General features: G+C 69.5%; 28 protein-coding genes. 8 read left to right on the forward strand and 20 right to left on the reverse strand.

All coding sequences use genetic code 11. The features are described from left to right. Positions 1 to 110: 110 nt before the first annotated feature. The 4 genes from DAERI_RS03515 to DAERI_RS03530 form a co-directional block, all read right to left on the reverse strand. Complete coding sequence (locus DAERI_RS03515) at positions 111 to 1406, reverse strand: sensor histidine kinase (protein ID WP_102126018.1); 1296 nt, start codon at positions 1404 to 1406, stop codon at positions 111 to 113. 20 nt (positions 1407 to 1426) lie between these two features. Continuing rightward, complete coding sequence (locus DAERI_RS03520; RefSeq protein WP_102125938.1) at positions 1427 to 2107, reverse strand: response regulator transcription factor; 681 nt, start codon at positions 2105 to 2107, stop codon at positions 1427 to 1429. Beyond that, complete coding sequence (locus DAERI_RS03525; protein ID WP_235610236.1) at positions 2104 to 2769, reverse strand: phosphatase PAP2 family protein; 666 nt, start codon at positions 2767 to 2769, stop codon at positions 2104 to 2106. The genes DAERI_RS03520 and DAERI_RS03525 overlap by 4 nt, the downstream gene beginning before the upstream one ends. A 134-nt stretch (positions 2770 to 2903) precedes the next feature. Further along, positions 2904 to 3368, reverse strand: coding sequence for a PepSY domain-containing protein (locus tag DAERI_RS03530; RefSeq protein ID WP_102125937.1), 465 nt, complete (start codon positions 3366 to 3368; stop codon positions 2904 to 2906). A gap of 333 nt (positions 3369 to 3701) precedes the next feature. Here DAERI_RS03530 and DAERI_RS03535 point away from each other — a divergent pair, with 333 nt between their 5' ends. Next, entirely contained in the window at positions 3702 to 4409 is a 708-nt protein-coding gene (locus tag DAERI_RS03535; protein ID WP_102125936.1) for a hypothetical protein, read from the forward strand. Positions 4410 to 4765: 356 nt separating this feature from the next. On the opposite strand, the gene DAERI_RS03540 is transcribed toward DAERI_RS03535, so the two are convergent. The 4 genes from DAERI_RS03540 to DAERI_RS03555 form a co-directional block, all read right to left on the reverse strand. Beyond that, on the reverse strand, positions 4766 to 5614 hold the full coding sequence (locus DAERI_RS03540; protein ID WP_102125935.1) for an undecaprenyl-diphosphate phosphatase: 849 nt from the start codon (positions 5612 to 5614) through the stop codon (positions 4766 to 4768). 174 nt (positions 5615 to 5788) lie between these two features. Beyond that, complete coding sequence (locus tag DAERI_RS03545; RefSeq protein WP_102125934.1) at positions 5789 to 6841, reverse strand: YncE family protein; 1053 nt, start codon at positions 6839 to 6841, stop codon at positions 5789 to 5791. Then, entirely contained in the window at positions 6838 to 7347 is a 510-nt protein-coding gene (locus tag DAERI_RS03550; RefSeq protein ID WP_102125933.1) for a YbhB/YbcL family Raf kinase inhibitor-like protein, read from the reverse strand. The genes DAERI_RS03545 and DAERI_RS03550 overlap by 4 nt, the downstream gene beginning before the upstream one ends. Before the next feature lie 224 nt (positions 7348 to 7571). Next, entirely contained in the window at positions 7572 to 7970 is a 399-nt protein-coding gene (locus tag DAERI_RS03555) for a DUF4397 domain-containing protein (RefSeq protein ID WP_103128055.1), read from the reverse strand. A gap of 256 nt (positions 7971 to 8226) precedes the next feature. Between DAERI_RS03555 and DAERI_RS22235 the strand changes: the two genes are divergently transcribed. The 6 genes from DAERI_RS22235 to DAERI_RS03585 all read left to right on the forward strand — a co-directional run bounded on the left by DAERI_RS22235 (position 8227) and on the right by DAERI_RS03585 (position 12429). Continuing rightward, positions 8227 to 8571, forward strand: coding sequence for a ComEA family DNA-binding protein (locus tag DAERI_RS22235; RefSeq protein WP_164973324.1), 345 nt, complete (start codon positions 8227 to 8229; stop codon positions 8569 to 8571). 97 nt (positions 8572 to 8668) lie between these two features. Then, positions 8669 to 9466: a COG4705 family protein gene (locus DAERI_RS03565; protein WP_103128056.1), complete on the forward strand. Its 798-nt coding sequence runs from the start codon at positions 8669 to 8671 to the stop codon at positions 9464 to 9466. Between the two features lie 202 nt (positions 9467 to 9668). Next, entirely contained in the window at positions 9669 to 10043 is a 375-nt protein-coding gene (locus DAERI_RS03570) for a hypothetical protein (protein WP_103128057.1), read from the forward strand. A 112-nt stretch (positions 10044 to 10155) separates the two neighbouring features. Then, on the forward strand, positions 10156 to 10560 hold the full coding sequence (locus DAERI_RS03575; protein ID WP_103128058.1) for a response regulator: 405 nt from the start codon (positions 10156 to 10158) through the stop codon (positions 10558 to 10560). Between the two features lie 183 nt (positions 10561 to 10743). Next, on the forward strand, positions 10744 to 11103 hold the full coding sequence (locus DAERI_RS03580; RefSeq protein WP_103128059.1) for a hypothetical protein: 360 nt from the start codon (positions 10744 to 10746) through the stop codon (positions 11101 to 11103). 24 nt (positions 11104 to 11127) lie between these two features. Then, positions 11128 to 12429, forward strand: a complete 1302-nt coding sequence (locus DAERI_RS03585; protein WP_103128060.1) for an AlbA family DNA-binding domain-containing protein — start codon at positions 11128 to 11130, stop codon at positions 12427 to 12429. Between the two features lie 200 nt (positions 12430 to 12629). On the opposite strand, the gene DAERI_RS22240 is transcribed toward DAERI_RS03585, so the two are convergent. Next, positions 12630 to 12767, reverse strand: a complete 138-nt coding sequence (locus tag DAERI_RS22240; protein ID WP_165794059.1) for a hypothetical protein — start codon at positions 12765 to 12767, stop codon at positions 12630 to 12632. 265 nt (positions 12768 to 13032) lie between these two features. On the opposite strand from DAERI_RS22240, the gene DAERI_RS03590 reads away from it, so the two are divergent. Beyond that, a complete protein-coding gene (locus DAERI_RS03590) occupies positions 13033 to 13485 on the forward strand; it encodes a hypothetical protein (RefSeq protein ID WP_103128061.1) in 453 nt (150 codons plus the stop codon). Here the strand turns inward: DAERI_RS03590 and DAERI_RS03595 are convergent, their stop codons facing one another. The 11 genes from DAERI_RS03595 to DAERI_RS03640 all read right to left on the reverse strand — a co-directional run bounded on the left by DAERI_RS03595 (position 13486) and on the right by DAERI_RS03640 (position 22339). Next, complete coding sequence (locus DAERI_RS03595) at positions 13486 to 13788, reverse strand: hypothetical protein (RefSeq protein ID WP_103128062.1); 303 nt, start codon at positions 13786 to 13788, stop codon at positions 13486 to 13488. It lies immediately after the preceding gene. A 163-nt stretch (positions 13789 to 13951) separates the two neighbouring features. After that, entirely contained in the window at positions 13952 to 15013 is a 1062-nt protein-coding gene (locus tag DAERI_RS03600; protein ID WP_103128063.1) for a hypothetical protein, read from the reverse strand. 232 nt (positions 15014 to 15245) lie between these two features. Then, a complete protein-coding gene (locus DAERI_RS03605) occupies positions 15246 to 15980 on the reverse strand; it encodes a PRTRC system ThiF family protein (protein ID WP_103128064.1) in 735 nt (244 codons plus the stop codon). Beyond that, entirely contained in the window at positions 15980 to 16678 is a 699-nt protein-coding gene (locus DAERI_RS03610) for a PRTRC system protein B (protein WP_103128065.1), read from the reverse strand. The genes DAERI_RS03605 and DAERI_RS03610 overlap by 1 nt, the downstream gene beginning before the upstream one ends. Before the next feature lie 72 nt (positions 16679 to 16750). Further along, positions 16751 to 17776: a hypothetical protein gene (locus DAERI_RS03615; RefSeq protein ID WP_103128066.1), complete on the reverse strand. Its 1026-nt coding sequence runs from the start codon at positions 17774 to 17776 to the stop codon at positions 16751 to 16753. Between the two features lie 65 nt (positions 17777 to 17841). Beyond that, on the reverse strand, positions 17842 to 17997 hold the full coding sequence (locus DAERI_RS22245) for a hypothetical protein (protein ID WP_164973325.1): 156 nt from the start codon (positions 17995 to 17997) through the stop codon (positions 17842 to 17844). 31 nt (positions 17998 to 18028) lie between these two features. Beyond that, the gene (locus DAERI_RS03620; protein ID WP_103128067.1) at positions 18029 to 18250 is read right to left on the reverse strand and encodes a PRTRC system protein C; all 222 of its coding nucleotides are present in this window, start codon (positions 18248 to 18250) and stop codon (positions 18029 to 18031) included. A gap of 49 nt (positions 18251 to 18299) precedes the next feature. Continuing rightward, the gene (locus DAERI_RS03625; RefSeq protein WP_103128068.1) at positions 18300 to 18743 is read right to left on the reverse strand and encodes a hypothetical protein; all 444 of its coding nucleotides are present in this window, start codon (positions 18741 to 18743) and stop codon (positions 18300 to 18302) included. A 56-nt stretch (positions 18744 to 18799) separates the two neighbouring features. Then, a complete protein-coding gene (locus DAERI_RS03630) occupies positions 18800 to 19879 on the reverse strand; it encodes a hypothetical protein (RefSeq protein ID WP_103128069.1) in 1080 nt (359 codons plus the stop codon). A gap of 258 nt (positions 19880 to 20137) precedes the next feature. Further along, positions 20138 to 21793 (reverse strand): UvrD-helicase domain-containing protein, encoded by a 1656-nt coding sequence (locus tag DAERI_RS03635; RefSeq protein ID WP_103128070.1) that lies wholly within the window; start codon positions 21791 to 21793, stop codon positions 20138 to 20140. A gap of 12 nt (positions 21794 to 21805) precedes the next feature. Further along, positions 21806 to 22339: a hypothetical protein gene (locus DAERI_RS03640; RefSeq protein ID WP_133161951.1), complete on the reverse strand. Its 534-nt coding sequence runs from the start codon at positions 22337 to 22339 to the stop codon at positions 21806 to 21808. Positions 22340 to 22581 lie beyond the last annotated feature (242 nt).

Here is a 22581-nt window from a genome sequence, read left to right on the forward strand (position 1 = left end):
TCGACCGGACGTGGAGTGTTCTGAAGGCCGGGCCTCTGCGGGGCAAGGGGAATACCTGAGCATGGGGTCTCCTGGGATGGGGCGTCGAGGGCGGCGGGGTTGAGGGCGGGTCAGGCAGGAAAACGCAGGCTGACCTCGAAGGCGCCTTCCTCCCAGCGGGGCAGAAGGTCGGCGTTCCAGCGCCGGGCGAGGGCCGCCACCAGCGGCAGGCCCAACCCGCTTCCGGCGGTCCCCTGGGTACCAGCGCCGCGCTCGAAAGGTTCCAGCAGCCGGGTCCACTGGGCCTGATCCGGCCCGGGACCCACGCTGCGTACCGTGACCTCACGTTCCCGGACCCGCACCAGGACGCCACCCGTGCCGTACTTGAGCGCGTTCTCGATCAGGTTGGCGAGGGCGCGTCCCACCCCCTCCGCCTCGGCCTGCACCCAGCTCTCGTTGAGGTCGAGCTGCACCTGCCTCCCCGCCCGGCGCGCCACCTCGTCGAGCGCGTCCACCACCGCCGCGGCGCTGCCCGCCAGTTCCACCCGTTCCAGACGCACCGGGGCGTCGGTGCGGGCCAGGGCGAGCAGGCTCTCCGAGAGGGTGACCAGCGCGTCCACCCGGCCCTGCATCCCGCTCAGGGCACGCTGGTAGTCGGCGGCCTCACGCGGGCGCTCCAGGGTGAGGTCGAGGCGGCCCTTGAGCACGGTCAGCGGCGTGCGCAGCTCGTGGGCGGCGATGCGGGCGAAGCTCTTCTCGCGCTCGATGGTGCCCTCGAGCTGGTCGAGCATCGCGTTCACGGTGGAAGTCAGCCGGGCCATCTCGTCCTGGCCGGGCGCGGCGGGCACCCGCTCCTGGTAGGTGCCGCGCCGGGCGATGCCCTCGGCGGTGCGGGCCACCGCGTCCACCGGGCGCAGGGCCCGGTCGGCCAGGACGTACCCGGCCCCGCAGGCCACCATGACCATCAGCACGCTGCCGGCGCTGAGGATGCGGGCCAGGGTTTCCAGCAGCTCCACCAGGGTGTTGCTGGGCCGCGAGACCCGCAGGAACAGCCCGCCCTCGACGGGTAGGGTCAGCACCCGGTGTTCTGCCGTCGACACGAAGCCCACGCGCAGGGGAATGGCCTGGTCATGCTCCTCCTGGCCCGCGCGGGCCAGCGTCCTCCCCGTGGGCGAGAGCAGTTCGATGGCCAGGTCGCCGGTCGGTCTCAGCTCCGAGGAGAAGGTCCAGCGCCCGTTCTGGTCCTCGATGCTGCCCTGCGCCACGCTGGCGGTCTCCCGCAAGGTGGTGTCGAGCGACCCCGTTAGGCTGTCCCGGGCCAGGGCGTACACCAGCACGGCCCCGAGCAGGATGGTCACCGCGAAGACCAGCGCGTAGCCCAGCGTGAGCTTGACCCGCAGGCTCCAGTCCCGGGGTCTCCAGCCCATCCGCCGGCCGCCCCCCCCGGTCACATCGCCTCACCCCGGCCCAGCCGGTACCCGGTGCCCCGGATGGTGTCGATCAGGACGTCGGTGGTCTTGCGGCGGATGGTGCTGACGTACACGTCGATCACCTTGGGCTCCACGGCCCCGCCCTCACCCCCCCACAGGCGCTCGATGATCTCGTCGCGGGAAAAGGCCCGACCCGGGTTCAGGACGAGCAGTTCCAGCAGCGCGAACTCCCGGCGGGTCAGCTCGGCACGGACGCCCGTAGCGTAGAGTTCCCGGCCCCCCAGATCCATCACCCAGCCCCCCGGCAGGGTCACCGTGTTCTGCGCGTTCCCGCTCGCCCGCCGCAGCAGGGCCCGCACCCGCGCCCGCAGTTCCTTGAAGGCGAACGGCTTGACCAGGTAGTCGTCCCCGCCCGCCTCCAGCCCCTCGACCCGGTCCTCCACCGTACCCCGGGCGGTGAGGTACAGGATGGGGGTGTTCAGGCCGCCCTCCCGCAGCGAGCGTCCCAGCCGGTACCCCGCGTCGATGCCCTCGGGCAGCATCACGTCCAGGATCAGCAGGCCGTAGGGAAACAGCCGGGCGAGCTCCCCGCCCTCGGCGGCGCTCGCGGCCCGGTCGCACTCGTAGCCCTCCTCGGTCAGGCCGTCTTGCAGCAGTTCGGCGATATGGGGGTCGTCCTCGACGATCAGGAGTCTCATGCCGCGCTCTCCTTCCCGTGCCCCGGCGCGAAAGGCCGCAGCACACCGTACACGCCCAGCACCCAGGCGGCGCCGGTCAGCCAGCCGCACAGCACGTCGGTGGGATAATGCACGCCCAGGTACAGCCGCGAGAAGCCCACCAGCCCGCTGAAGGCCACCCCAAGCCCCAGCGCGGGCCAGCGGTAGGGCGTGCGCCAGGCGAGCAGGATCAGCGCCGTGACGAAGGCGGCGCTGTACATGCTGTGCCCGCTGGGAAAGCTGGCGTCGTGTTCCTGCACCAGGCGGGGCCACAACTCCGGGCGGGTGCGGTGCATCAGCAGCTTCATCGCCACGTTCAGGCCCGCTGCGCCCGCCACGCCCAGCCCCCAGAAGGCGGCCAGCCGGTGCCCCCTGAGCCACAGCACGACCAGGATCACGGCGCTGACGGGGGCGATCACGGTCACGCCGCCGACAGTGGTGAAGAAGAGCGCCACCTGATTGAGCAGCGGGGTGGCGTGGCTGTGCAGGGCCAGCAGGAAGGGGGTCTCCCAGGCGAAGCTCTGCCCTTCGAGGAGGTCCTCGGCCACGAGCCCCACGACCAGCAGGGGCAGCAGGATGCCGAGAAACAGGCGCAGCAGGGCCACCGGACGAATTCGGTGGCGATGGGACAGCAGGGTGCTCATGTCGCCCAGCGTGCCCGAGGAAGGTAAAGACGCGGTATACCGGACGGCGAGAAGACGCCGGGCACCTTTTCAGGGTGCCCGGCGAGCGCTGGGGAAGTCCGGGACGGGGCTGGGAACGCTCAGTACGGGCGGGCTCAACTGCCGCCGCTCTCACCCTGTTCCAGCCCGGCGATCTCCTGCTGGAGGATTTGACCGTTCCCGGCGTCCACCGTCACCTCGGTCTGCCCGATGACCACGGCGTACACCAGGCTGCCGTCCTGGTCCCCGAGGGTCACGCTGGTGGCCGGGCCGAGGACGGCCGCCTGGGCTGCCTGCTCGGCCTGGGCGGGCGTGATCCGCGCGAGCGAGCGGTACAGGGCCTGCTCCTGCGCGGCGGGCACCTCGAAGTCCGGCAGGCTGGTGTGAAGCTGAATGCTGCCGAACATCGCCCGGTCGTGGGCATCGGTGTCCCGGGCGGACGGGTTGACCTGCGCCTGAATCGGCGGTGCGGAGGGTGCCCCCGGAGCTTCCGCCTGGGCGAAGGCGTGCCCAGCCAGGGAGAGGCCCACGGCCGTCAGGGCGCTGAGGGTGAGCAGGAACCGTCTGGCGTTCGTATTCATGGTGTTCTCCTTGTCCGCAGATTCCTTCTGCGTGCCCGGAGCGTAGGAGCGGCCGGTAAAAAGGCCGTATAAGACGGTAAAGTCCGCGTATAACGCTGGCGCGCGGATCAAGAAGGGTGCGGGGTGTTCCGGGGCGTGGCGGTTCCAGGATGAGGAGGTGACCCGGTGGGAACGCCGGTGACCGCCGCCCGAGGAGCGTGGCGCGCGACGGTTCCGCCTCTGGTGGCGGCCGTGCCCCCGCTGCCGGGTGGTCTCGCCAGCTTCACCGGCGGACCCCTGCCCGACCGCAGGGGCCTATACGGCCCTTTTACGTCTCCGGCAGATCATGGCCGCATGGTCACCCTGACGCCCGAGTCACTTCTCACCCGGAGAGACCTTCCAGGCGGACAGCCACCCGCACGGCCCCGTACGCACGCCGCCAGACTGCGTCACGTCCGGTTCACCCCGACAGACAAGCGGGCCATCCGGAACGCGGCGGCCCGGTACGGCGTCGATGCCGCCCTGATTGCCGCCGTCCTGGCTGACGAGCAGGTGCGCCTCGACGGGTACGATCACCTCCAGCACGGGCTGCTGCGCCTGACCGTCTCGCTGCCGGAGCGCCCGGCAGCGGCCCTCCGGCGGCTGGCCGGGTGGCTGGCGGGCCGACCCGTCGAGACCTTCAGCCTGGGCCGCGCCCAGATGAAGGTGGGCACCCTGCGCCGCCTCGGCGCGCTGGGCTACCTGGAGGTGCCGCCCGACCTGCCGGCGCAGCTCCGGCGGCTGCTCGACCCCCTCGCGGCCCCCCGGCTGGTCGCCGCGTGCCTGAGGGCCACGGCAGACCACTGGGCAGGGGCAGGGGTGCCCATCGCGCACCGCCCGGAGATCCTGGCGGCCCTGTACAGCCTGGGCTTCACGGGCCGCCGTGGTGTTCACCCCCACCCGCGGGCCAACGAGCGGGGACTGCTGATCGCCGAACACGCGGCCTGGCTGAGGGCCCGGTCGCCCTGGCCGGGGAGCACCACGGCGACCGAACAGCCTGCCCACGTGGCCGTCGGCGGTTGAGCTGCCAGGGATCAGCAGGACCGTGGGTCATGGCCGTGGACGCTTTCCCTTTCCCGCTTGAACCCGTCTGACCCGAGGTCAGGTCTCGAGGAGGCTCTCGGCGCCAGCCTGGTTCGAGGCGCCTGGGCGAGGTTCCGAGCGACAGCACGTGGAACCCCTGCGGAAGGGTGGCTGCACGAACCCAGAAGGCCAGCGCGTGACCCTTCACCTGGCCCTGAAGCGGAGGCACCCGGCCCAGGACTCTTCACGGGCGGTGGCGGTCTCCTCCACCGGGCGCTGAACCGCCAGGACAGGTGGCCCATCTCCCGAACACGGCGTGCCAGCGCCGCGAGGACACTCCAGCTCGCCCACAGTGCCTACCGCAGCGCTCCCGCGACCACCAGGACCAGGATGACGGCCCCGAAGACGACGCGGTACACGGCGAAGCCCCGGAAGTCGTGGCGGGACACGTACCGCAGCAGCCAAGAGACCGCCAGCAGCGCCGTCACGAACGACACGGCGGTGCCGACGAGCAGGGCCGGCGCGCCGCCCTCGATCTGCCCCAGCGAGTGCCGGGCCTTGTACAGGCTGTACAGGCCCGCCGCGCCCAGCACCGGGATGCCTATGAAGAACGAGAAGGCGGTCGCCGTCACCCGGTCCAGGCCGCTCAGCAGCCCGCCCACGATGCTCGCGCCACTCCGCGACACGCCGGGGATGACCGCCACGGCCTGGGCCAGGCCGATGGTCAGCGCCTGCCGGGGCGTGACGCCGTAGAGGTCGGGCTCCGGGGTCACCGGCGGGTCCACCGCCGCGGGCGCCTCGGCTGGCCGGGCACGGCGCGTCTCGACCACCCACAGGATGACGCCGCCCGCGATCAGGCTGAGCGCCACAGTGGTGGGCGAGAACAGCGCGGCCTTGATGGCCTTTTCGAAGAGCAGGCCCACCAGCGCGGCGGGCAGCGAGGCGATCACCAGGTTGAGCCAGAACCGGCGGGCGCGGGGACTGCCCCGGAGCAGCATCGAGACTTTGTCCAGCAACTCGCGCAGGTAGAACCACACCACCGCCAGGATGGCCCCGAGCTGAATCACGATGGTAAAGGTTTCCCCCGCGTCGCGGTAGCCGATGAGCCGCTCGGCGACGATCAGGTGGCCGGTCGAGGAGATGGGCAGGAATTCAGTCAGCCCCTCGACCACCCCCAGGAACACGGCGCTCAGCAGCGCACTCACGCCTGGACCGCCGAGCAGGAAGGGGGGAGGGTGGCCGGCAGTGGACAGGTCATGCCGGGAACGGTAGCCGGCAAAGGTAAAGGACCGGTATACCGCGGCGGCAGGGTTCAGGTCATCCTTCAGCTCTCCCCGTGCCCCCCGGTGGAACCGGCAGTGGGTGCAGGTGCACGCCGTTCAGCGGTAGTTCCCCGTGTGGCCCAGCGAGTACCGCCCGGGCTGAGGGAAGTAGGTCAGTCCATGTGGGCCGCGCCCCACCCGGATTTGCCGGAGGACCTTCCCCGTGCGGGTGTCGAACACGTACACCACGTCGCTGTAGCGCCCCGAGAGCCACAGTTGCTTGCCGTCCGCCGAGACGCTGCCCATGTCGGGGCTGCCGCCCCCCGGGATGGTCCAGCGGGCGATGAGGTGGCGGCTGGCGAAGTCCAGCACGGACACGGTGCCCTCCCCCCGGTTGGAGATGAACAGGCGCGTGCCGTCCCGGCTGGGGTACAAACCGTGGGTCCCCTTGCCGGTGGGGATGAAGCCCACCTTGCGCGGGGTGTCGCCCGAGCCGTCGATCACCCGCACCCCGTTCGCCATCATGTCCGCCACGTAGTACACCGAGCCGTCGGGGGCGATCCGCACGTCCTGCGGCATCCCGCCCGCGTGCATCACCCCGGTCACCCGGCGGGCCAGCAGGTCCACCTTGACCAGGTCCCCGCTGAACTCGCAGGCGGCCAGCAGATGCTCCCCGTCGGGGCTGAAGTCCATGTGGTTCACGCCCCGGCAGGGCACCGCGATCTCGAAGGCGGGCCGCATGCTGTCCGCCGTCAGGAAGATCAGCCGCGCCTCGTTCTCGGCCACCACCAGGGCGTAGCGCCCGTCGGGGGTGAAGTACAGGTTGTAGGGGTCGGCGACCGGAACGGGTTTGCCCGGCAGACCCGTGCGGGGGTTGATGGGCGTCAGCGACTGCCGTCCCTCGTCGCTGGCGACCCACAGCGTCTTCAGGTCGTGCGACGGCACGACATGCTGCGGCTCCCGGTCGACCGGGAAGGTGCCCATCACCCGGAAGGTGGCGGGGTCGATCTCGCTGACGGTGTGGTCCTTGCCGTTGGGGACGTAGACGCGGGCCGGAACCCCCCGGACTGCCGGGCTGAACATGCCTGCGTGGGTATGGGCGTAGATGTCGGTGGCCCGTGCGGACCCTGCCGCCAGGGCCAAGAACAGGGCGGCGCGGGTCAGCCTCACGGGTTCACCCGCGTGACGTGCGCCTTGGCCTCCAACAGCTTGTGCTTCTTGATCGCCGCGTGGACCTGTTGCAGCGGGGTCCCGGCGGGGAGGTTCAGGCTGGGGACGTTGAGAGCGTACAGGTCGACGTACAGGTCGTGCTTGCCCTTGCCGCACGGGGCGGTGTAGCCGAGTTGCCCCGCCTCATTGCGGGCCACCCGGCCGCCGCCCGGTGCTGGCCGGGCCGCTGCCCCGGGGGCCAGCCGGGCCGTGCCGAGCGGGAGGTCGAAGACGCTCCAGCGACCGCTCAAGCCACCCGGGCGCTCGTCCCAGAAGATGACCGCCAGGCTCCTCGTCCCCGCCGGGGGCGTGCCCAGGCGCAGGTCCGGCGTGACCCGGGCACCGCAGACAAGGGCGGGGTCCGTCGCCGAGAGCGAGACGGTCCACCCGGCGGCCCGTGCCCCCGAAAGCAGCGTGAGGGTTCCCAGCACACCGGCGGCGACATTGATGGGCTGACCGGGTTTCATGTTCCGGAGCTTGGCGCCCCGGGGTAAAGCCCGGGTATAGCCGGGGCGTCGTGCGGGGGTTCTGCTGTGCCGGCGAGCCGTCCCCCGGCCCGCCTGGCGCGCGGGTGGGTTCAGGAGCAGTCCGGGCCTCCCTCCGCCCGAGGTGAGACCCAACCAGGACCGCTCTTCCGAGAAAATGCCCGTGACCGGTGTGGCGACGGGCGAGGTGGACGGTCCGGGCGCATTCAGTTGGTGTTCATCGCCCGCCAGACCGCGCGGTCACCACTGGACACGTTGAGCGTGTAGTCTATCACCCGCCAGTCGTTCTGGAAGCTCAGCGCGTAGGGGCGGCCAGCCTGCACGTCGACGGCGGTCGAGGCCAGCACGGTTCCCGCGTCGCTCGACTTGACCGTGACCTGATGCGTGCCGGGCGTCAGGTGCAGCTGACCTGGCCGGTCCCCGGCGAGCATCTGACGCTCCACCAGCGCGCCGTCCACGTAGACGTCCACAGCTCCAGGACGTCCGGTGCCGTCGATGAGCATGACGTTGGCGCCTTCGCCTCCCATTCCCTGAGCCTGCAGGGTGACCTGCCCAGCCCCCACGGCGGCCAGGATCAGGGCGGCGGGGATGAAGACGTGTCTCATGGGGTCCTCCTGGGCGGCCGCAGGTCCTGCTTCCCAGGAGCGGCCACCTGCCCGGAGGGTGAGCCCCACGGGTAAAGACGGCGTATACGCCGCCCCCTTCCGTTCGTCCAGCTCAGCCACCCCGGCGAGGCTTCGGGGACCGACTCTCCTCGGTCGCCCTGCCCGGCGCTCTATACCAGCCCTTTACTTCCCGGACCTAAGGTGCCCCCCAGCGGTTCCCACGAGGAACAAACCCGAACCGCTCCCGGAGGTCCCTATGAACCGTTCCACGAGCTTCGCCCTGCTGGCTGCCCTCGCCTCGATGGGTCTCGCTGGCGCCCAGAGCCAGGCGACCGGCCACGCCGCCGCACCCACCGCTCAGGCCGCCAGGGGGACGGCCATGACCATGACGGGTTCTTCCTGCGCCAAGGTGCTTAAGGCCAAGGTCAACCTGAATAAAGCGAGCCAGGCAGACCTCCAGTGCCTCAAGGGCGTGTCCGCGACCACGGCCAAGGACATCATCGCCAACCGGCCCTTCAAGGACAGTGGCGACTTCTCCCGGAAGATCGAGGTCATCGGCCGCAAGCTGTGGAACGACAACAAGGCCAACCTCACCTTCTGAATCCCTGGGGGCGCCCGGAGGACCACGCCCTCCGGCGCCCCTTCCCCTTCCGTACGTGAACACGATCCCGCCCACCCACCGACCCCATGAGGCAGACATGGACTCGACCCTGACCACCGCACCCCTCAGCCCGGGCCGGACCCTGTGGAGCAAAGTTCCCGAGGTCACGGCGTTTTTCTGGATCGTCAAGGTGATGGCGACGACGGTCGGCGAGACCGCGGCGGACTATCTGAACCGCAACCTGCACCTGGGCCTCACCGGCACGACCCTGCTGATGAGCGTCCTGCTGGCGCTGGCCCTAGTCGCCCAGTTCCGCACGAAACGCTATGTCCCCGGTGTCTACTGGCTCGCCATCGTGCTGATCAGCGTGGTGGGCACCCTGATCACCGACAACCTCACGGACAACTTCGGGGTCAGCCTGTGGACCAGCACCGGGGTCTTCAGCGTGGCCCTGATTGCGACCTTCGCCCTGTGGTACCGCCGTGAGGGCACCCTCTCGATCCACAGCATCTTCACCCCGAGACGGGAGGCGTACTACTGGCTGGCGATCCTCTTCACCTTCGCGCTGGGCACGGCGGCGGGCGACCTGATGGCCGAACAGTTGCAGCTCGGCTACCTGCCCTCGGCCCTGATCTTTGCGGGCGTGATCGCCGCCGTGGCGCTCGCCCACGTGTACGGCGGGCTGAACGGCATCCTGGCCTTCTGGCTCGCCTACATCGTGACCCGGCCGCTGGGCGCGTCCATCGGGGACTACCTCTCGCAGGGCCGGGACGTGGGCGGGCTGGGGCTGGGCAGCACGGCCCTCAACGCCATCTTCCTGTGCTCGATCCTGGCGGTGGTCGCCTACCTGACGTTCTCGCGCCGCGACCAGGTCCGGGTCACGGAGCCCTCCTGACTCACCCCTGGTCGGGGTTCCTCCGGCGACCAGTCCCCACCCCGTTCGGTGGGGGCCGGTGTTGCAAACCGGGATGCGCAGTGTCCCCCACGTCACCCGGCAGGGCAAGGTCAAGCCAGTTCAGGCGCCCTGCTCTCCGCCCCCGCCGCATCCCATCGGTGGGGGAGGCTCGGCGGATCCCGGGAGCGGCCGAGGGGCAGGAATGGAAGCTCGCTTCCCCCTCAAGGAGCAACTCGGCATGTTGAACCTCTCGGAGACCCTGGATGGTGTGCTGGTTCAAGGACTGCTGGTTTGGGTCTGGGTCATGGACGCCATCCTGCTGACCTATTGGGCACTCTCCGTAACGCTGGTCGCGGGGACGGCTCCCTCACGGCTGTGGGACCTTCATGGGCCTCAGGCCGGGGAGCAGTTGGAAGGGATGCTCGCCGCGGGCACCCTGGTCGGCGTGTCGGCCGTCCACCTGTTGGTTCGGGTGAAGACGCGGGGACCCTGGCTTCGCCGGTGCACAGTGGTCACGGCCCTGCTGTATGCGGCGCTCTTCGTGGCACTGGACATCATGGAATTCCTTGTGACGTGAGGGGCTCGGGAAGCGGGAACGCGGGGAGGAGCTTCGCGCTTCCTGAAGCGGCTTCCTTCTTCAGCTCTCCACCGACGTGCCTCAACGTTCCCGGTGTCGTGAAAGGAGCGGCGTGTCCAAGCATCTGCTGCTGGTGGAAGACAACACGGCGGACCTGGAGCTGGCGCGCCTCGCGCTGGAGGCGAGTGAGGTGCAGTGCGACCTGAGCGTGGCCCGCGACGGGCAGGAGGCGCTGGACCTGCTGCGGGGCGCGGGCGTGCTGCCGGACCTGGTGCTGCTGGACCTGAACATGCCGCGCGTCAGCGGGCACGAGGTGCTGGCGGCCGTCAAGGGGGACGCCACACTCCAGCACGTGCCCGTGGTGGTGTTCACCACCTCGGACGAGGCGCGGGACCGGACGAGGGCGAGATCGGCGGGGGCCGACGGGTACGTCCTCAAACCCCAACATTTCGAGGAGCTGATCGCCGCCCTGAACGAACTCGGCCAGCGCTGGCTCACGCCCGGGCGCCCGGCTTGAGGCGGCGGACTTCCTCTGGAACTGTTGGTACGTGGCCGCTGGGTGTCCGTGGCCTGGCCCTGGCCGCCCCCATGGTCGAGCTGGTTGACGGCCTGCTGGACATGCGGGATGACGAGCCATGAACTCAGGCATGGGAGGAACACAGCACCCTGGAGCAGGGGAAAAGCGTCCATCAAGCAGCGCGTGAAGGGCGGCCTCACCGCCCCGGGTCTGACCGAGCCGCAGATCGAGCCGACGCCCGACGAGGATGACGGGCGGGACGGCCTGCCCTGCGCCGCCAGGCACGGCACCCGGCCGGTGCAGCAGACGACCGGGGGAACGTTTCTGGGCGACACCTTCATCGCCGGCCCGCAGGACGACACGGTGGAGATGGAACGGCGCAGCGCCGCCCTGGCGATGGACGCCGTGTTCAGGACCACCTCGCTGGCCGCCCTAGTCGTTCCGGGCTACCCCGTCCCCGAGCCGGTGCGGTCCCTGCTGCAAGATGACGTGGGCCGCTGTCGTGAGCGGGCCCGGTTCGCGCTGGACGACCTGATCGCCTGAGCGCGGCATACTGGTGGGCGGCAGATGCACTTCCAGGACTTTCAATCGTTGTTAGGCTACGGGGAATCCGACTGGCTGGATTACAAGGCGGCGCTTGGCCCGGGCATCGAGCAGCCCGGCCTGCCCAAGGAGGTCCGGGCCCACGCCCAGGCCGAACTGCTCAAGGACCTGATGTGCCTGGCCAACAGCCCGGCGCCGCGCCGGACGCGGTACCTGGTGCGGGGGGTCAAGGACCGGCCCGAGGGTCGGCACGTCGTCGGCGCCGCGCGGCCGCTGGATGACGCCGACGTGCAGACCTGGCTGGAGGGCCGCTTCGATCCGCCCCTGCAGGTGCAGTACTGGCAGTGGCCGCGGGCGGACGGCACCTTCGTGGGCGTGTTCGAGCTGCGCACGGCGCCGGGCGTGGTGCACGTCCCGGCCCGTTCGCTCGGGCAGGCCCTCGTGGAGGGCCAGGTCTGGTGGCGCCGCGGCTCGCGCAACACCCTGGCGGGCCGCGAGGGTCTCCAGGTGCTGTTCGGTCCTCCCCAGCCCGCCCCACTGGTCGGCTGGACGTTTTCGGACGGGGGCTGGGACGACCGCGCGGTCGTGGACCCACAGGTGAACCGGGCCATTCAGGACGGGCGCGCCGCCCTGCCGCCCCGCCTGGAGGAGGCCGTCGCCCAGCTGCGGGCCCTGGCGGCGCGCCCGCTTCCGTCCGGGGACGTGCCCGACACGGTGCTGGGCCTGTCCGGCCCGCAGCCCGCGGTGCCCGCCGTGCTGGACCCGGCGCAGGTGAAGGTGTTCCGGTCGCGGCTCGCGGGGTGGGGCGTGCAGGTTCCGGCCGAGGCGTTTCTGATGCGGGGGGTCTGGGCCGCCACGCCTCACGTCTGGCCGTCGCCGTGGCAGGCCCTCGGGCAGGGGGCGCCCACCGGACCGGGGCTGGCGTGGTACGAGGCCTTCGCCGCCCTGGTGCGGCTGCTGGACGGGCATGCCCGGGAGGTCGAGGGGCTGAAGCAGTCCGCCGCGCGACCCCGCGTGACCCTCGCGGTGCGCAACGAGGGGGTGGGCGCGCTCGTGGAGGGGCACCTGCAACTCGTGCCGGTCGGGAACCTGCGCTTCAACTTCGGGGTGCTGGCCCGCGTGTTGCCCGGCCAGTCCCCGCGGGAGCTTCGCCCCGGACCCTCCGGCTCGGCGCAGGTCATGCTGGGCACCTTGCCCCCTCAGGGGAGCTGGACGGCCGGGAACCTGCCGCTGGAACGCGCCTGGGGCGAGCCGAGCGTCCTGAGATACGAGGTCACGGCGCGCAACCTGCGTGGGGCCGTGCGGGGCGACCTCGTGATCGCCTGACGCTCTGCCCCGCTCTTCGGGCCGTCCCCGGCCGTTCGGGGAGGTGGGGATCAACCCTGACGATGGGCATGGAGGAAGAGAAGCCCAGCTGTCTGTGGCGATCGGGGCGACCCAATTTCTCAGGCGCACTCCGTTGAAGGTGGTCCACCCGCGAGGCTCGCGTTCGGAGGTGGCGTGGCCCAGCCCCAGAGCTTGGGGGGTCAAAGCTGGGCTTCCGGCTCGGGAGCCCCCTCCTGACCGCTGGACTGGGACTCCACCTGCGTTCGCAGCATGGACGGCTGGAGGGGCAGCCTGTCCACGCGCCAGGCCAACACCCACCAGGCCGTGCGCCGAGTCATTTCGCAGGTTCACGCCGAACCGCTCCATGAACGTGCCGCGGAGAGCGAAGATCAGGTTCTCCCCCAGGATTTTGCCCGGCGGCTCCGCCGTGTTGCCGAAGCGCTGGCTCGGTGCGGAGGTGAAGCGGGCGCGTGGGCGCCCCCCATGCCCGTCATGAGTCGAGATCGCCACCTCCTCGCTGATCTTGCCCGCAGGTCAAGTTGAACGCTAAGATTGTGAGGCGGAACCTGGTTGTCCATCTTTCCCCGGCGTCACGCTGGCGGCATGGACGGGTCGCCGTGGTACCTGCTGATGGGTACGCTGGTCGCCGCGACCCTGGCGGCGAGTTTCCACCGAGCGCGCGTCGACTGGCGGGAGAACAAGCGCCTCCTCCTGCTGGTGCTGGCCTCCGTCTTCCTGTGGCCGCTGGTGCTGGTCATGCTCTGGCTGGACCGGCAGCGGGTGATGCTTCGGAAGCCGGTCCCGCACGTGATCCTGTGGCTCTCGGACGTGGAGGGCCCGACGCGGCTGCGGGTGTTCAGGCGGGAAGTGCGGCTGCGCTGGCGGCACCGCTGGGCACGGGTGCTCGGCCCGCTCACGTTGCTGGTCCGGCCTCGCCCGACGCTAAACGCCCCACTCCTCTTCGCGCCGGGCCGGGTCATCGTCACGCTCCTGCTGTTCCAGGTGCAGGTATTGTGGCGGCACAACGGGAAGGTCCCCGCCCGTGACCTGCTGTGACTACCACGGCAGCAAGGGGTGGCTGACCTCGGGTGGGGACAGGGGGGCGGGCGCTGGACGGCCCATCAGGGTGAAGTGCCCCGGACCCCCCCAAGCCAGGGCGTCGTCGAGCAGGCCCAACAGGTCCTCGTAAGAAGCGTCGTCACGCGGCTCGATGGGTTCACCAGCTTCGTCGGTGACCCGCAGGCTGGCGGTGCGGCGACGCAGGGTGATGCTGACGTAGGTTGCGTGGGGGCCGTAACACGTCCGGACACGCTGGGCGTAATGGTGCGGGACATCCTGGGTGTGCTTGAGCTGGCCCATGCCCGCCCCCCACGCCGCCCGGCGTGAGGGCAGACACCTGGAACCCTCGGTCAGGGTCGAGGGTGGTCAAAGCAGCAACAGGCGCCTGCTGAGAACAAAGAAGGAAATTTCAACGTCGCTTCTGTGGCAGCCTCAATGTCAGGCTGCCCTCACCGGACCGTGTTCAACGCTGAATAGTGACATCAGCGGCCCATCCGGCGTATCCAAGGTAAGCGCCAGGTTCCCATTCACGGGTATCCAGAACGACCCGGATGCCCGCCCGCACAAGCGCCTCCACCTGCGGCAGGTCGTGCCCCTGGGTCGAAGGCTGGATCCAGTACAGCACGTCGGGTCGGTCTCGCAACAACCGTTGCAGGGTGCCAGGCTCCATATCGAAGCCCTCGTCGTCATACCTGAGCAGGTACGGGCTGATGGCCGGAACGCCCGGTGTGGAACCGGCAATCCAGCGTTCAAACCCGTGCAAGGCGACCCGTAAGCCCTGCTGGATATGGGCGCGTATCAGCGCGCGGGTGTAGCTGTGCCGAGGGTCATCTTCTTCTCCAACAATCATGAGCGTGCTCCAGGAGCCATGCTGCGCTTTGGGATCCAAGCGTACAGGGTCGTCCAGGAAGACACTCGTGTGAATGCCGTACCCCTGGTATTGGATGCGGCTCAGTGTTCCTGCAACACCCGTCGTGTCTGGTGAGTTCACTTCCAGTTTTGAGATACGCCGCTTGATCCCCTCGATGTGGTCATGGGTGATAGGCGTCAGGTCCTCATAGAACACGTCTTTTCCTTGGTACCGCTGGATTTTGAGATAATCGGGGTGCAGGCGGACCGTGATCGCGCCAGTTACTTGTCCAAGCGCGTTGCGAAAGGCAGCCCGCTGCCCGGAAGGCACCATATCGGCCAGGACATCCCGTATCTGGTTATGCGTGAGTGTCCACGCGCTGGCGAGCGCGCTCGTCAGCTGCGGTCGAGAGACGTCAAAGCCTCGTGCCCCATCCGGGCGTTTCAGGGTCTGCAGGCGAACCTCGACGCGGTGTGCAGCGCGCCCGAGGTCCCAGGCCCAGTTGCCGGCGCGGGTCGCGATGAGGTGCGGGAGGTCGTGGAGGCCGTGCGCGGCGCCCAAGGCGGCGGCCATCAGTTGCTCGCATTGCGCGACGCTGGGCACGAGCTCAAGGTTCAGGTGCGAGAACGCAGTGTGCAGATTGAGGGCTTGATGCCGAAGAGCGCGATCGTCCATAACAGTCCTGTCCGCGCGTCATCTGGGTTGGTCGGGTCCTCGCTTGCCGTCCCGGGGACGCGCGTTCAGGGCTGAGTTGGAGCGCAGCTCGTCGTGGACCGTGAGCGCCGGGGCGCCTGCGAGGGGTCACACCTGTGTTTTGAGCATACACGATCAGGAGCATCTGGAACAGCGCCTTCGGGACGAGCGGCGTACGGCAGCCGCCTCGTCATCTCCTGTAAATCGCTGCCTCTTAACACCCCCGGCTGCTCAGCGCCGCGCCGCGCAACTCGAAGTACCGAGCATGGTGCGTGAGTTCCCCGTGCCGGAAGAGTTGCCACAGCAAGTCCAGGGCGTGCGTCGCCACCATCCGCCCCACGAAGAGGTCCTGACGGCTCAAGGCCTCGATGGCGCTGCAACTCGGCGCATCGTCCTCGGGCACAGCGGTGTCCATCAGTTCGGGGTGAAGCTCCGTCGCACAGGGCAAATGATGCTTGAGGCGCTTGCCCGCTTCCCGGGGCGTCCCGAGGACGACCTGACCGGTCGTGAGGTCGTTCCCGCAGTCCAGCCAGTACCGCCAGGTGTACATCCCCTTCCCGTACGCGGCGAGGTGCAGACTCCTGCGGGCCGCCCGGGAGTCGACGCAACTGATGACCAGGTCCCAGGGCGCCCGGGCACGATGGCCGCTGAACTTGAGGGGGACAGCGACCCAATCGAGGTTGCACGCCAGGTTCACGCGCGTGACGAGCACCTCCGCCTTGTTGCGTCCCAGGTCGCTGTGGTGGTAGCGCTGGCGGACCAGGTTGGCGTGGCTCACCTCGTCCGGGTCGAAGGCGGTGATATGCAGGCCAGCGTGGTCCAACGCCCGGAGCGCCAGGTGCAGGTGAGTGAGCCCGGTCAACACTTCGCTGCCCGTACCGCCCACGCCGACGACGGCGATCTTCAGGCGTTCCCGGCCCAGGAAGCTGGAGGGGAGCTTGTGAGGCATCATCGCCCTCCCACGGCCTGTTCGAGGGTCAGGCCTGCCGGGACCAGCCACTCGTCCTTGAACTCGTCCGCTTCCCGCACGGCGTCCCACAACTCGCGGTAAGTCCCTCCTGTCGCCCAACGCTTCTGGCTGTCAGCGGGCTTGACGAAGTTCGAGTAGAAGAAGGCTTGCGTCCAGGCGTCGGCGTTCTCCGGGGTGATGGCCCCCGGGCACTGCATGCTGCCGTTGCACACGGCGTGGTTGCTGAAGATGTTGAAGTACGGCGCGCGGTAGAGCGGGGTGTTCCCGGTGGGTCGCTCCGTGCCCCGCAGGGCGTAGGCGAACATCTGCGCGCCCCGGGTCACGAAGAGAAGACGTGGCTGGGGGAACACCTGCCCGTCCAGGGCGGCCACCGCCTTGTCCGTCGCGCCTTGGAAGAGCAATTTTCGTTCCTGACGCTCGACGACCCAGGCGAGGGAGCCGACCCCCAGGGCGACGACGTGCTCAGGCACGAGGGTCAGGGTCTGCAGGGCGTTGAGTTTCAGCAACATCTCGATGGTGTCCCTCGTGACGTTGACGCCCTCGGCCATGTACAACGCTCCGTCCCGTTCTCCCAGGGCGTGCTGCATGACGACGCCCTGTTCCTGCCGATGGTCGGTGTACACGATCAGGGCGACCCGGGCGTGTACCTCGGGCAGGGCGTTCAATTCCAGTTGCATACGGCCCCTTGTCCCCGCCCCTGCGGGGGAGGGTCGAAAGCGAAAACGGGACGGAGGGCCTCCCCCGTCCCGTCAGTCGTCGGTGTCGATGATCAGGTTCGTGACCGTCTCCAGGTGCCGTTCCGCGTCCCGGTACAGCCGCACGAGTTGCACCGCGCGCTCGGCATCCTCGGGCGTGTGGATGCGGATCAGGAGGTTGTCCATGAAGCCCTCGGTCTGGGCCGCGAACTGCCAGGTTTCCTCTAGCCGTTCCTGTACAGCATTCAGGTACCCGCTGGCGGTCCGCCCACCCTGCCCGGAGAGGATCACGGTGGGGTGACGCCGAAACTCCCCGCGCGCACAGGTCGCCGCGAGGTCCTCGTCGCTGAGCAATTCGTACACTGTCCGGTCGATCTCCCGCAGGGCGATCAGGGCCCCGGCGATGCTTGTTACCCGCTCCGCCCACAGCCCCGTGTGTTTCCCGGCAACTTCCCGCATCTCCCCGGGTGAGAGACGGTACTTCGTGCTCACGGCGGGCAGGGCCTCGGTCATCCCGATCAGCCGCAGCAGATCCCCCGGTGGCGCGCAGCGGCCCCGCGCCTCCGTCACCACTTCCGCCCGGGTGGGGGAACGGCCCAATGCCTTGCGCAGTTCAGCGTGGACGTCCTGCCAGAAGCCCTTGGCGCTGCCCTCGTGCTCGAACATCTCCGCGTCCTCCAGGGCGTCGATGGCAGTGTACACGCTCCAGGTGCTGCGGGTGAACAAGCTGAGATGGGCGAGGATGCTGCCGAGCAGGTACGGGTGCAGTTGGTGCAGGGCTCGCCGGGCCCCGGTACACGAGAATGCGGCGCACTGCGGGGCGTGCACGAGGGTCAGGACGAGTTCGTGCACGCCGCGGGCTTCCTCCGCCTGCCCGCCCTCCCCGGTCTCCTCGTACCAGGTGAGGTGCAGGTTCCGCCAGCCGCACTCCAGGGCACCGGGGGTGCCGTTCACCCGCCGGAGGTAAGCGTGGATGGTCTCCCGCCGCTTGGGCGGCACAGCGGGGAGCAGCCCGAGTTCGATCAGGGTCGCCAGCAGGGGCAGAGCGCCCTCTAGCCGGGACAGGGCACCAGCGTTCACCCGGGTAGCAGGGACATCTGATAAGGGCAGGCCGCTCAACGTCAACCGCGACAGGCTGAGCGGGCTCAGGGCAGCAGGGGCACCTCCGGAGGCGAGAGGGGGAGCGGGGTCGAGTCGTGCCGGAGTCTCAGGAAGATCTGGCACAGCCGCTGGTGGCTGGAGGCGTCCTTCCCAGGGTCGAAGCGGCCGATGTGGGCGGGCAGGAGGGGTTGCCCCCTCACCCAGCCCGCCACCTGCTCGGGGGACCATGTCTTAGCCTTTGGTGCCGAGGCGCTTCTTGACGGTGTAGACACGCCGCCCCTCCTGAAGTTCGGGGCCTTCGACGACCGCCGTGGCGAGTTCGGGGGTGGTGAGGGCGTGGATCTTCACGACGTCCTCGACGCTGGCCGCAGGGTTGACGTCGGCGAGGTCGCGACCCTCGTAGACAATCTTGCGCTGGACTTCGGTCACGGTCACTTCATTGCTCTGGGTCATGGGGCAACCTTCCTTTCGAGGAGCCCACCCCGGCGGGAGCCGGGGAGGGTCAAGGGCGTGGTTGGAAGAACGCGAGGAGGTCAAGGGCCAGCGCGGCACGGTCCCGGATACCGGCGTGGTTGCAGGCGTGGGTCAGGCGGGTGACGCTGCCTAGAACCTCGTGGGCGAGGGGAATTGCGCTCTGCTGAGGGGCACCGTGCTGAATCAGCAGCACCGCGAGGGCCTCGTGGGTGTCGGCGGCCGTCGCTGCGGGATCGCTCGTCGGTGCGCTGTTGGTGTGAAGCGTTTGCTTGGTGAACAGGAAGCGGCCGTGGAGGGTGGTGACGAGCAGGCCCCGGTGGGTCTCATCCATCCCGACAACATCAGAGAGCGGAAGGGTCTGGTCGGCGGGCAGGGTACCCAGGATCTGCCCGTCCTCGTTCAGGCGATGGCGGAAGGCGGGACGGAGTTGTAGGAGGGAGGTGGTGAGGCGGTCAGCGGCAGGTGCGTTCATTCAGGGCTCCTGGCAGGGCAGGCCCCCAGGCCGTGGACTGGGGGTGGAGGAGCGGTTCAGAACAAGCCCGGAGCGCTGGCCTTTTTGAGGACGAAGGCCGTCTTGGTTTCCTTGCCGGGCTTCACGCTCAGCTTCTGGGTCTGGGCCTCGTAGCCCTGGGCGTCGAGGCTGAGGGCGTACTCCCCGGCAAGCAGGGCCGTCTTCTTCCCGGCCTGGAAGGGATGGGGCTTCCCTCCCCCGTCGGTGAGGACGAGCGTGGTGTCCCTGGGTGAGACCTCGACGGTGAGGTGCCCTCCCTGGCTGGCTGGCGTGGCGGGCTTACTTGAGGCGGCCCTCAGTTTGGCCGTATTCTGGGTCGCCTGGCGGTGCGCCTCCGCGGCCACCCGGACAGTCGCGGCGTAGTGCGCCGTCTCCCGAGCGACGCTGCGGCCCTCCCGGTACTCCTCGAGCTTCACGCCAAGCTGGGTGTCGAACGCGCTCGGGGCTCCCTTGACTTGCAAGGGTACTGCCGTGCTGTGCGGCTCGTCCTTGATCGGGGTGGGCTGGACGGTCACGAGGAGTGCATCCCCCACACGGGCAAGGATCAGGCTGAGGGTCTCCCCTGCCCCGAGGGTGCTCGCGAGCTGGCTGATCAGCCCGGCGCCCAGCGTCCCTTCCGGCCAGGTCACGGGTAGGCTGGTCTCCGGGACGTTGGAAGCAGGGTCCAGTCCCTCTGCGCCAGCGTCGTCTGCTGCCGGGTCCACGTCCTCGGCAGTCTCGCCCAGTTCAGTTTCACCCTCCTCGCTTTCCTCCCCGTCCTCCAGGCCCAGCGTGTCGTCGGTGGTGACCGGTTCAGGCGTCGTCTCCAGGGGGTCAAGCGCCTCGTCCACGACCCCTTGCTCGGCACTGGCGACGGGGACGAAGGGCAGGTTGACTGGGTGGGAGAGGGCCTGCACGTCGGCGAGGAGCTGCTCGGCCGCCGGGACGTGTTCTTTGGCGTCCTGGTTCTGCTTGAAGAGCCCGACCGCTTCCTGGTACAGGTCGGGGTGCTGCCCGTGGAGGCGGGCCATTTCCCGCTTGAGGTCATCGTGGACGTCTTGCAGGGTGCGCCGGGGTTCGTCGAAGGGGAGCAGCGGAGCGGTGTTGCCCTGGGTCATGGTTGGAAACCTCCGCCGCCCGCCCCACCGCGTCAGCGGTGAGGGTCAGGCCGATCCGGTGGGTGCTCAGGTGGCTGGCGGGGACGTCACCGGGAGCGCTCCGGCAGTGATCCCGGTGACGTCCCCGCCCAGGGAGTGGTGGCGCGGAACCTCCGTTCCTGGCGACTCCGCTTCCTGCCGAGGCCGAGTCGGATCGGCCGGGAGCCTGACGAGCGCCGAGCGGAGGCAGGCCAGGAGGGTGTTCCCTGCCCGCAGGTCTCACCCGCCCTCCCGTGCCCGCACTCCCGCCGGGATGGGGCTGTGCTCGGCGTCCACGAAGAACAGGTCCCGCCTGCTGCGGGTGAAGGCGACGAACTGGAGACACCGCTCGGCCTGGAGCGCCTGCGGCGTCCTGGCCTTGGGGTGAGGAAGCAGATCGGGCTCCAGGATGAACACGCGTTCGGCCTCCTGTCCCTTGGCACGGTGGACCGTGCTCAGGACGACGCTGCGCTCCGGGTCGCCTTGAAACAGCAGTCGGATGTCGGCGACGAGTTGCCCCAGCGTCTGGGCGCCCCCGGCATCGAGCACCCGCGTGATCGCCGAGAGCCGGTCGGCCAGTCCGGCCAGGCGCAACCCCGGATCACGGCCCTCGCGCTCGGCCTCCCGGGTGAGTTGCTCGGCGAGGAAGGTAGCATACCCATTGAGCCGCCCCGTGATGTCGGTGAGCGGGAGGCGGTCCTGAACCTGGTCGCGCTGGGGCTTCGTTCCGTCGAAGCTGGCCGCGTCACGGGCGAAGGCGACCAGGCTGCGGGCGAGGTCTCGTCCCCGGACGATGGCGGGGATGCCCGTGACGACCAGCCGGTAACACCAGTCAACGAGCGGCGCGTTCGTGCGACAGAGCACCAGGTCGCCGGGCCTCGCCAGCGCAAGGAACTCCTCGCCGCTGAGATCATCGAGGGTGCCCCCCGGTGCGCCCGGGGCGGCTTCGAGGGCTTGGCCGAAGGGTTGGGCGAGTGCAACGTGCCGCCAGGGGCAGCGGTAGGTGATCGACAGCGGCCGCCGCATGGCCCCGAACAGTTCGGTGAAGTGGCGCATGCTGTCCTGATCGGCGCCGTTGAAGCCGTAGATGCTCTGCGACTGGTCCCCGACGCCTACCACCCGGGTGTGCTCGTCGGTGGCCGCCTGCAGGAGGGCCAGTTGTGCACGGGAGAGGTCCTGAAGCTCGTCGACCAGCAGGAAGCGGTACGGCGTGCTCAGGCGCCAGCCGAACACTCCTGGCGCGAGCACCTGGTCGAGAAAGCTCAAGACCTGCCCGTCCTGCAACAGCTTCAGGCCTCGCCGCAGCACCTTCAGGGTCAGGGTGTGCAGCGCCGTCTCCGCGCCGAGGATCGGGGCGTCCACGGCGTCCATCGCCTCGGCCCAATCCTGCAGCTGGGGCTCCAACCCCAGGGCGTGCCCGACATGCAGTTCGACGCAGGCGCCCAGCCGCTCGGTGAGCTCTCGCCGGGCGGCTGGCGAGGCGACCCGGGCTTCGCAGACGATCTCGCGAATGAGGTCGTCGTACTTGCGCGGCTCGAACTTCAGGCCGCTGAGGTTCTGGGTACAGATCAGGTGCCCCAGGCTGCTGACGGTGCGCACGTCGAACTCGGGTGGGATGACCTTCTTGAGGGTCCCCACGATGTCCTTGTTGAAGGCGAGGAAGGCGGCCTTCTCCCCTGCCGGGAGCAACCCCAGTTCCAGGATCAGGGCGGCGATCATCTCCAGCAGGGCGGTCTTGCCGCTGCCCGGCCCGGCCTCCACGGTGACGGCGCGGACACCCTGGGCGACGTCTTCGAGGATGGTCCGCTGGTAGGTGCTGGGGGTGCGCTTCTGCCGGACGGTGGTCTTGGCGCCACGGCGGACCGTTTCGAGGTGGTCGAAGAGGGTCTGGTTCACGGCCCACCTCCCTCAGGGGGACGCGAGGTCGAGCTGGCTTTCGATCTGACCTGGGTCGCCCTGGACGTCCAGCAGTTGCAGGCCGCCCAGCAGGCGGGCGAGCTGGCGTTCCTGGCGGGTGCGCAGGGCCGTCAGGACCAGGTGCAGGTCGGGGCCGAGGGTCAGCGAGAAGCAGCGCACCAGCAACACCTGCCCACCGTGGGGAAACGCCTGGGCGCCGGGGTAGGTCCGGAGCGCCTCCTGGACCTGTGGCCAGGCAGCGGGTGGGGCGCGGACCGCAACTTCGGTGTGCAGGGTGAGCCCGAGCAAACCAGGAGCACCGACCTGCTGGAGGAGGCCCTGCCGGTAGCGCAGAACTTGGCCGTGGAGGGTGAGGTGGTCGCCTTCGCCGGGCGGTCGTGGCTGGGCAGCGAGCACGATCTGCTCTCCGTGGTTTGAGGAGAGGCGCTGCCAGGCGTCGGCCGGGTCGCGGGGACGTTCGACGAAGGTGACGGCCTGCCAGGGGGTGCCCTGGTACAGCACGGCGAGTGGAACAGGTGGTGGCATGGCCGGGAGAGCCCCGGGTCGTCCCGGGGAGGGTCCACTGCGGCGTGGGCCGGTGGGTTGAACTCACGGGAAGGCATGGCGGCCTTGATGACGTGGAGAGGCGTGGCCTCCTGGGCGAGCAGTGTGGCGACGGAGGACAGGGCTGGAGGGCGGCGGCCTGGGTCAGGCGTTATTTACACTACTGTAAATGAATTGAAGTCATGTCTGTGCATCCACCCATGTAACGGTCACCCAGTGAGCAG

The sequence above is a fragment of the Deinococcus aerius genome, assembly GCF_002897375.1.
Taxonomy (GTDB): domain Bacteria; phylum Deinococcota; class Deinococci; order Deinococcales; family Deinococcaceae; genus Deinococcus; species Deinococcus aerius.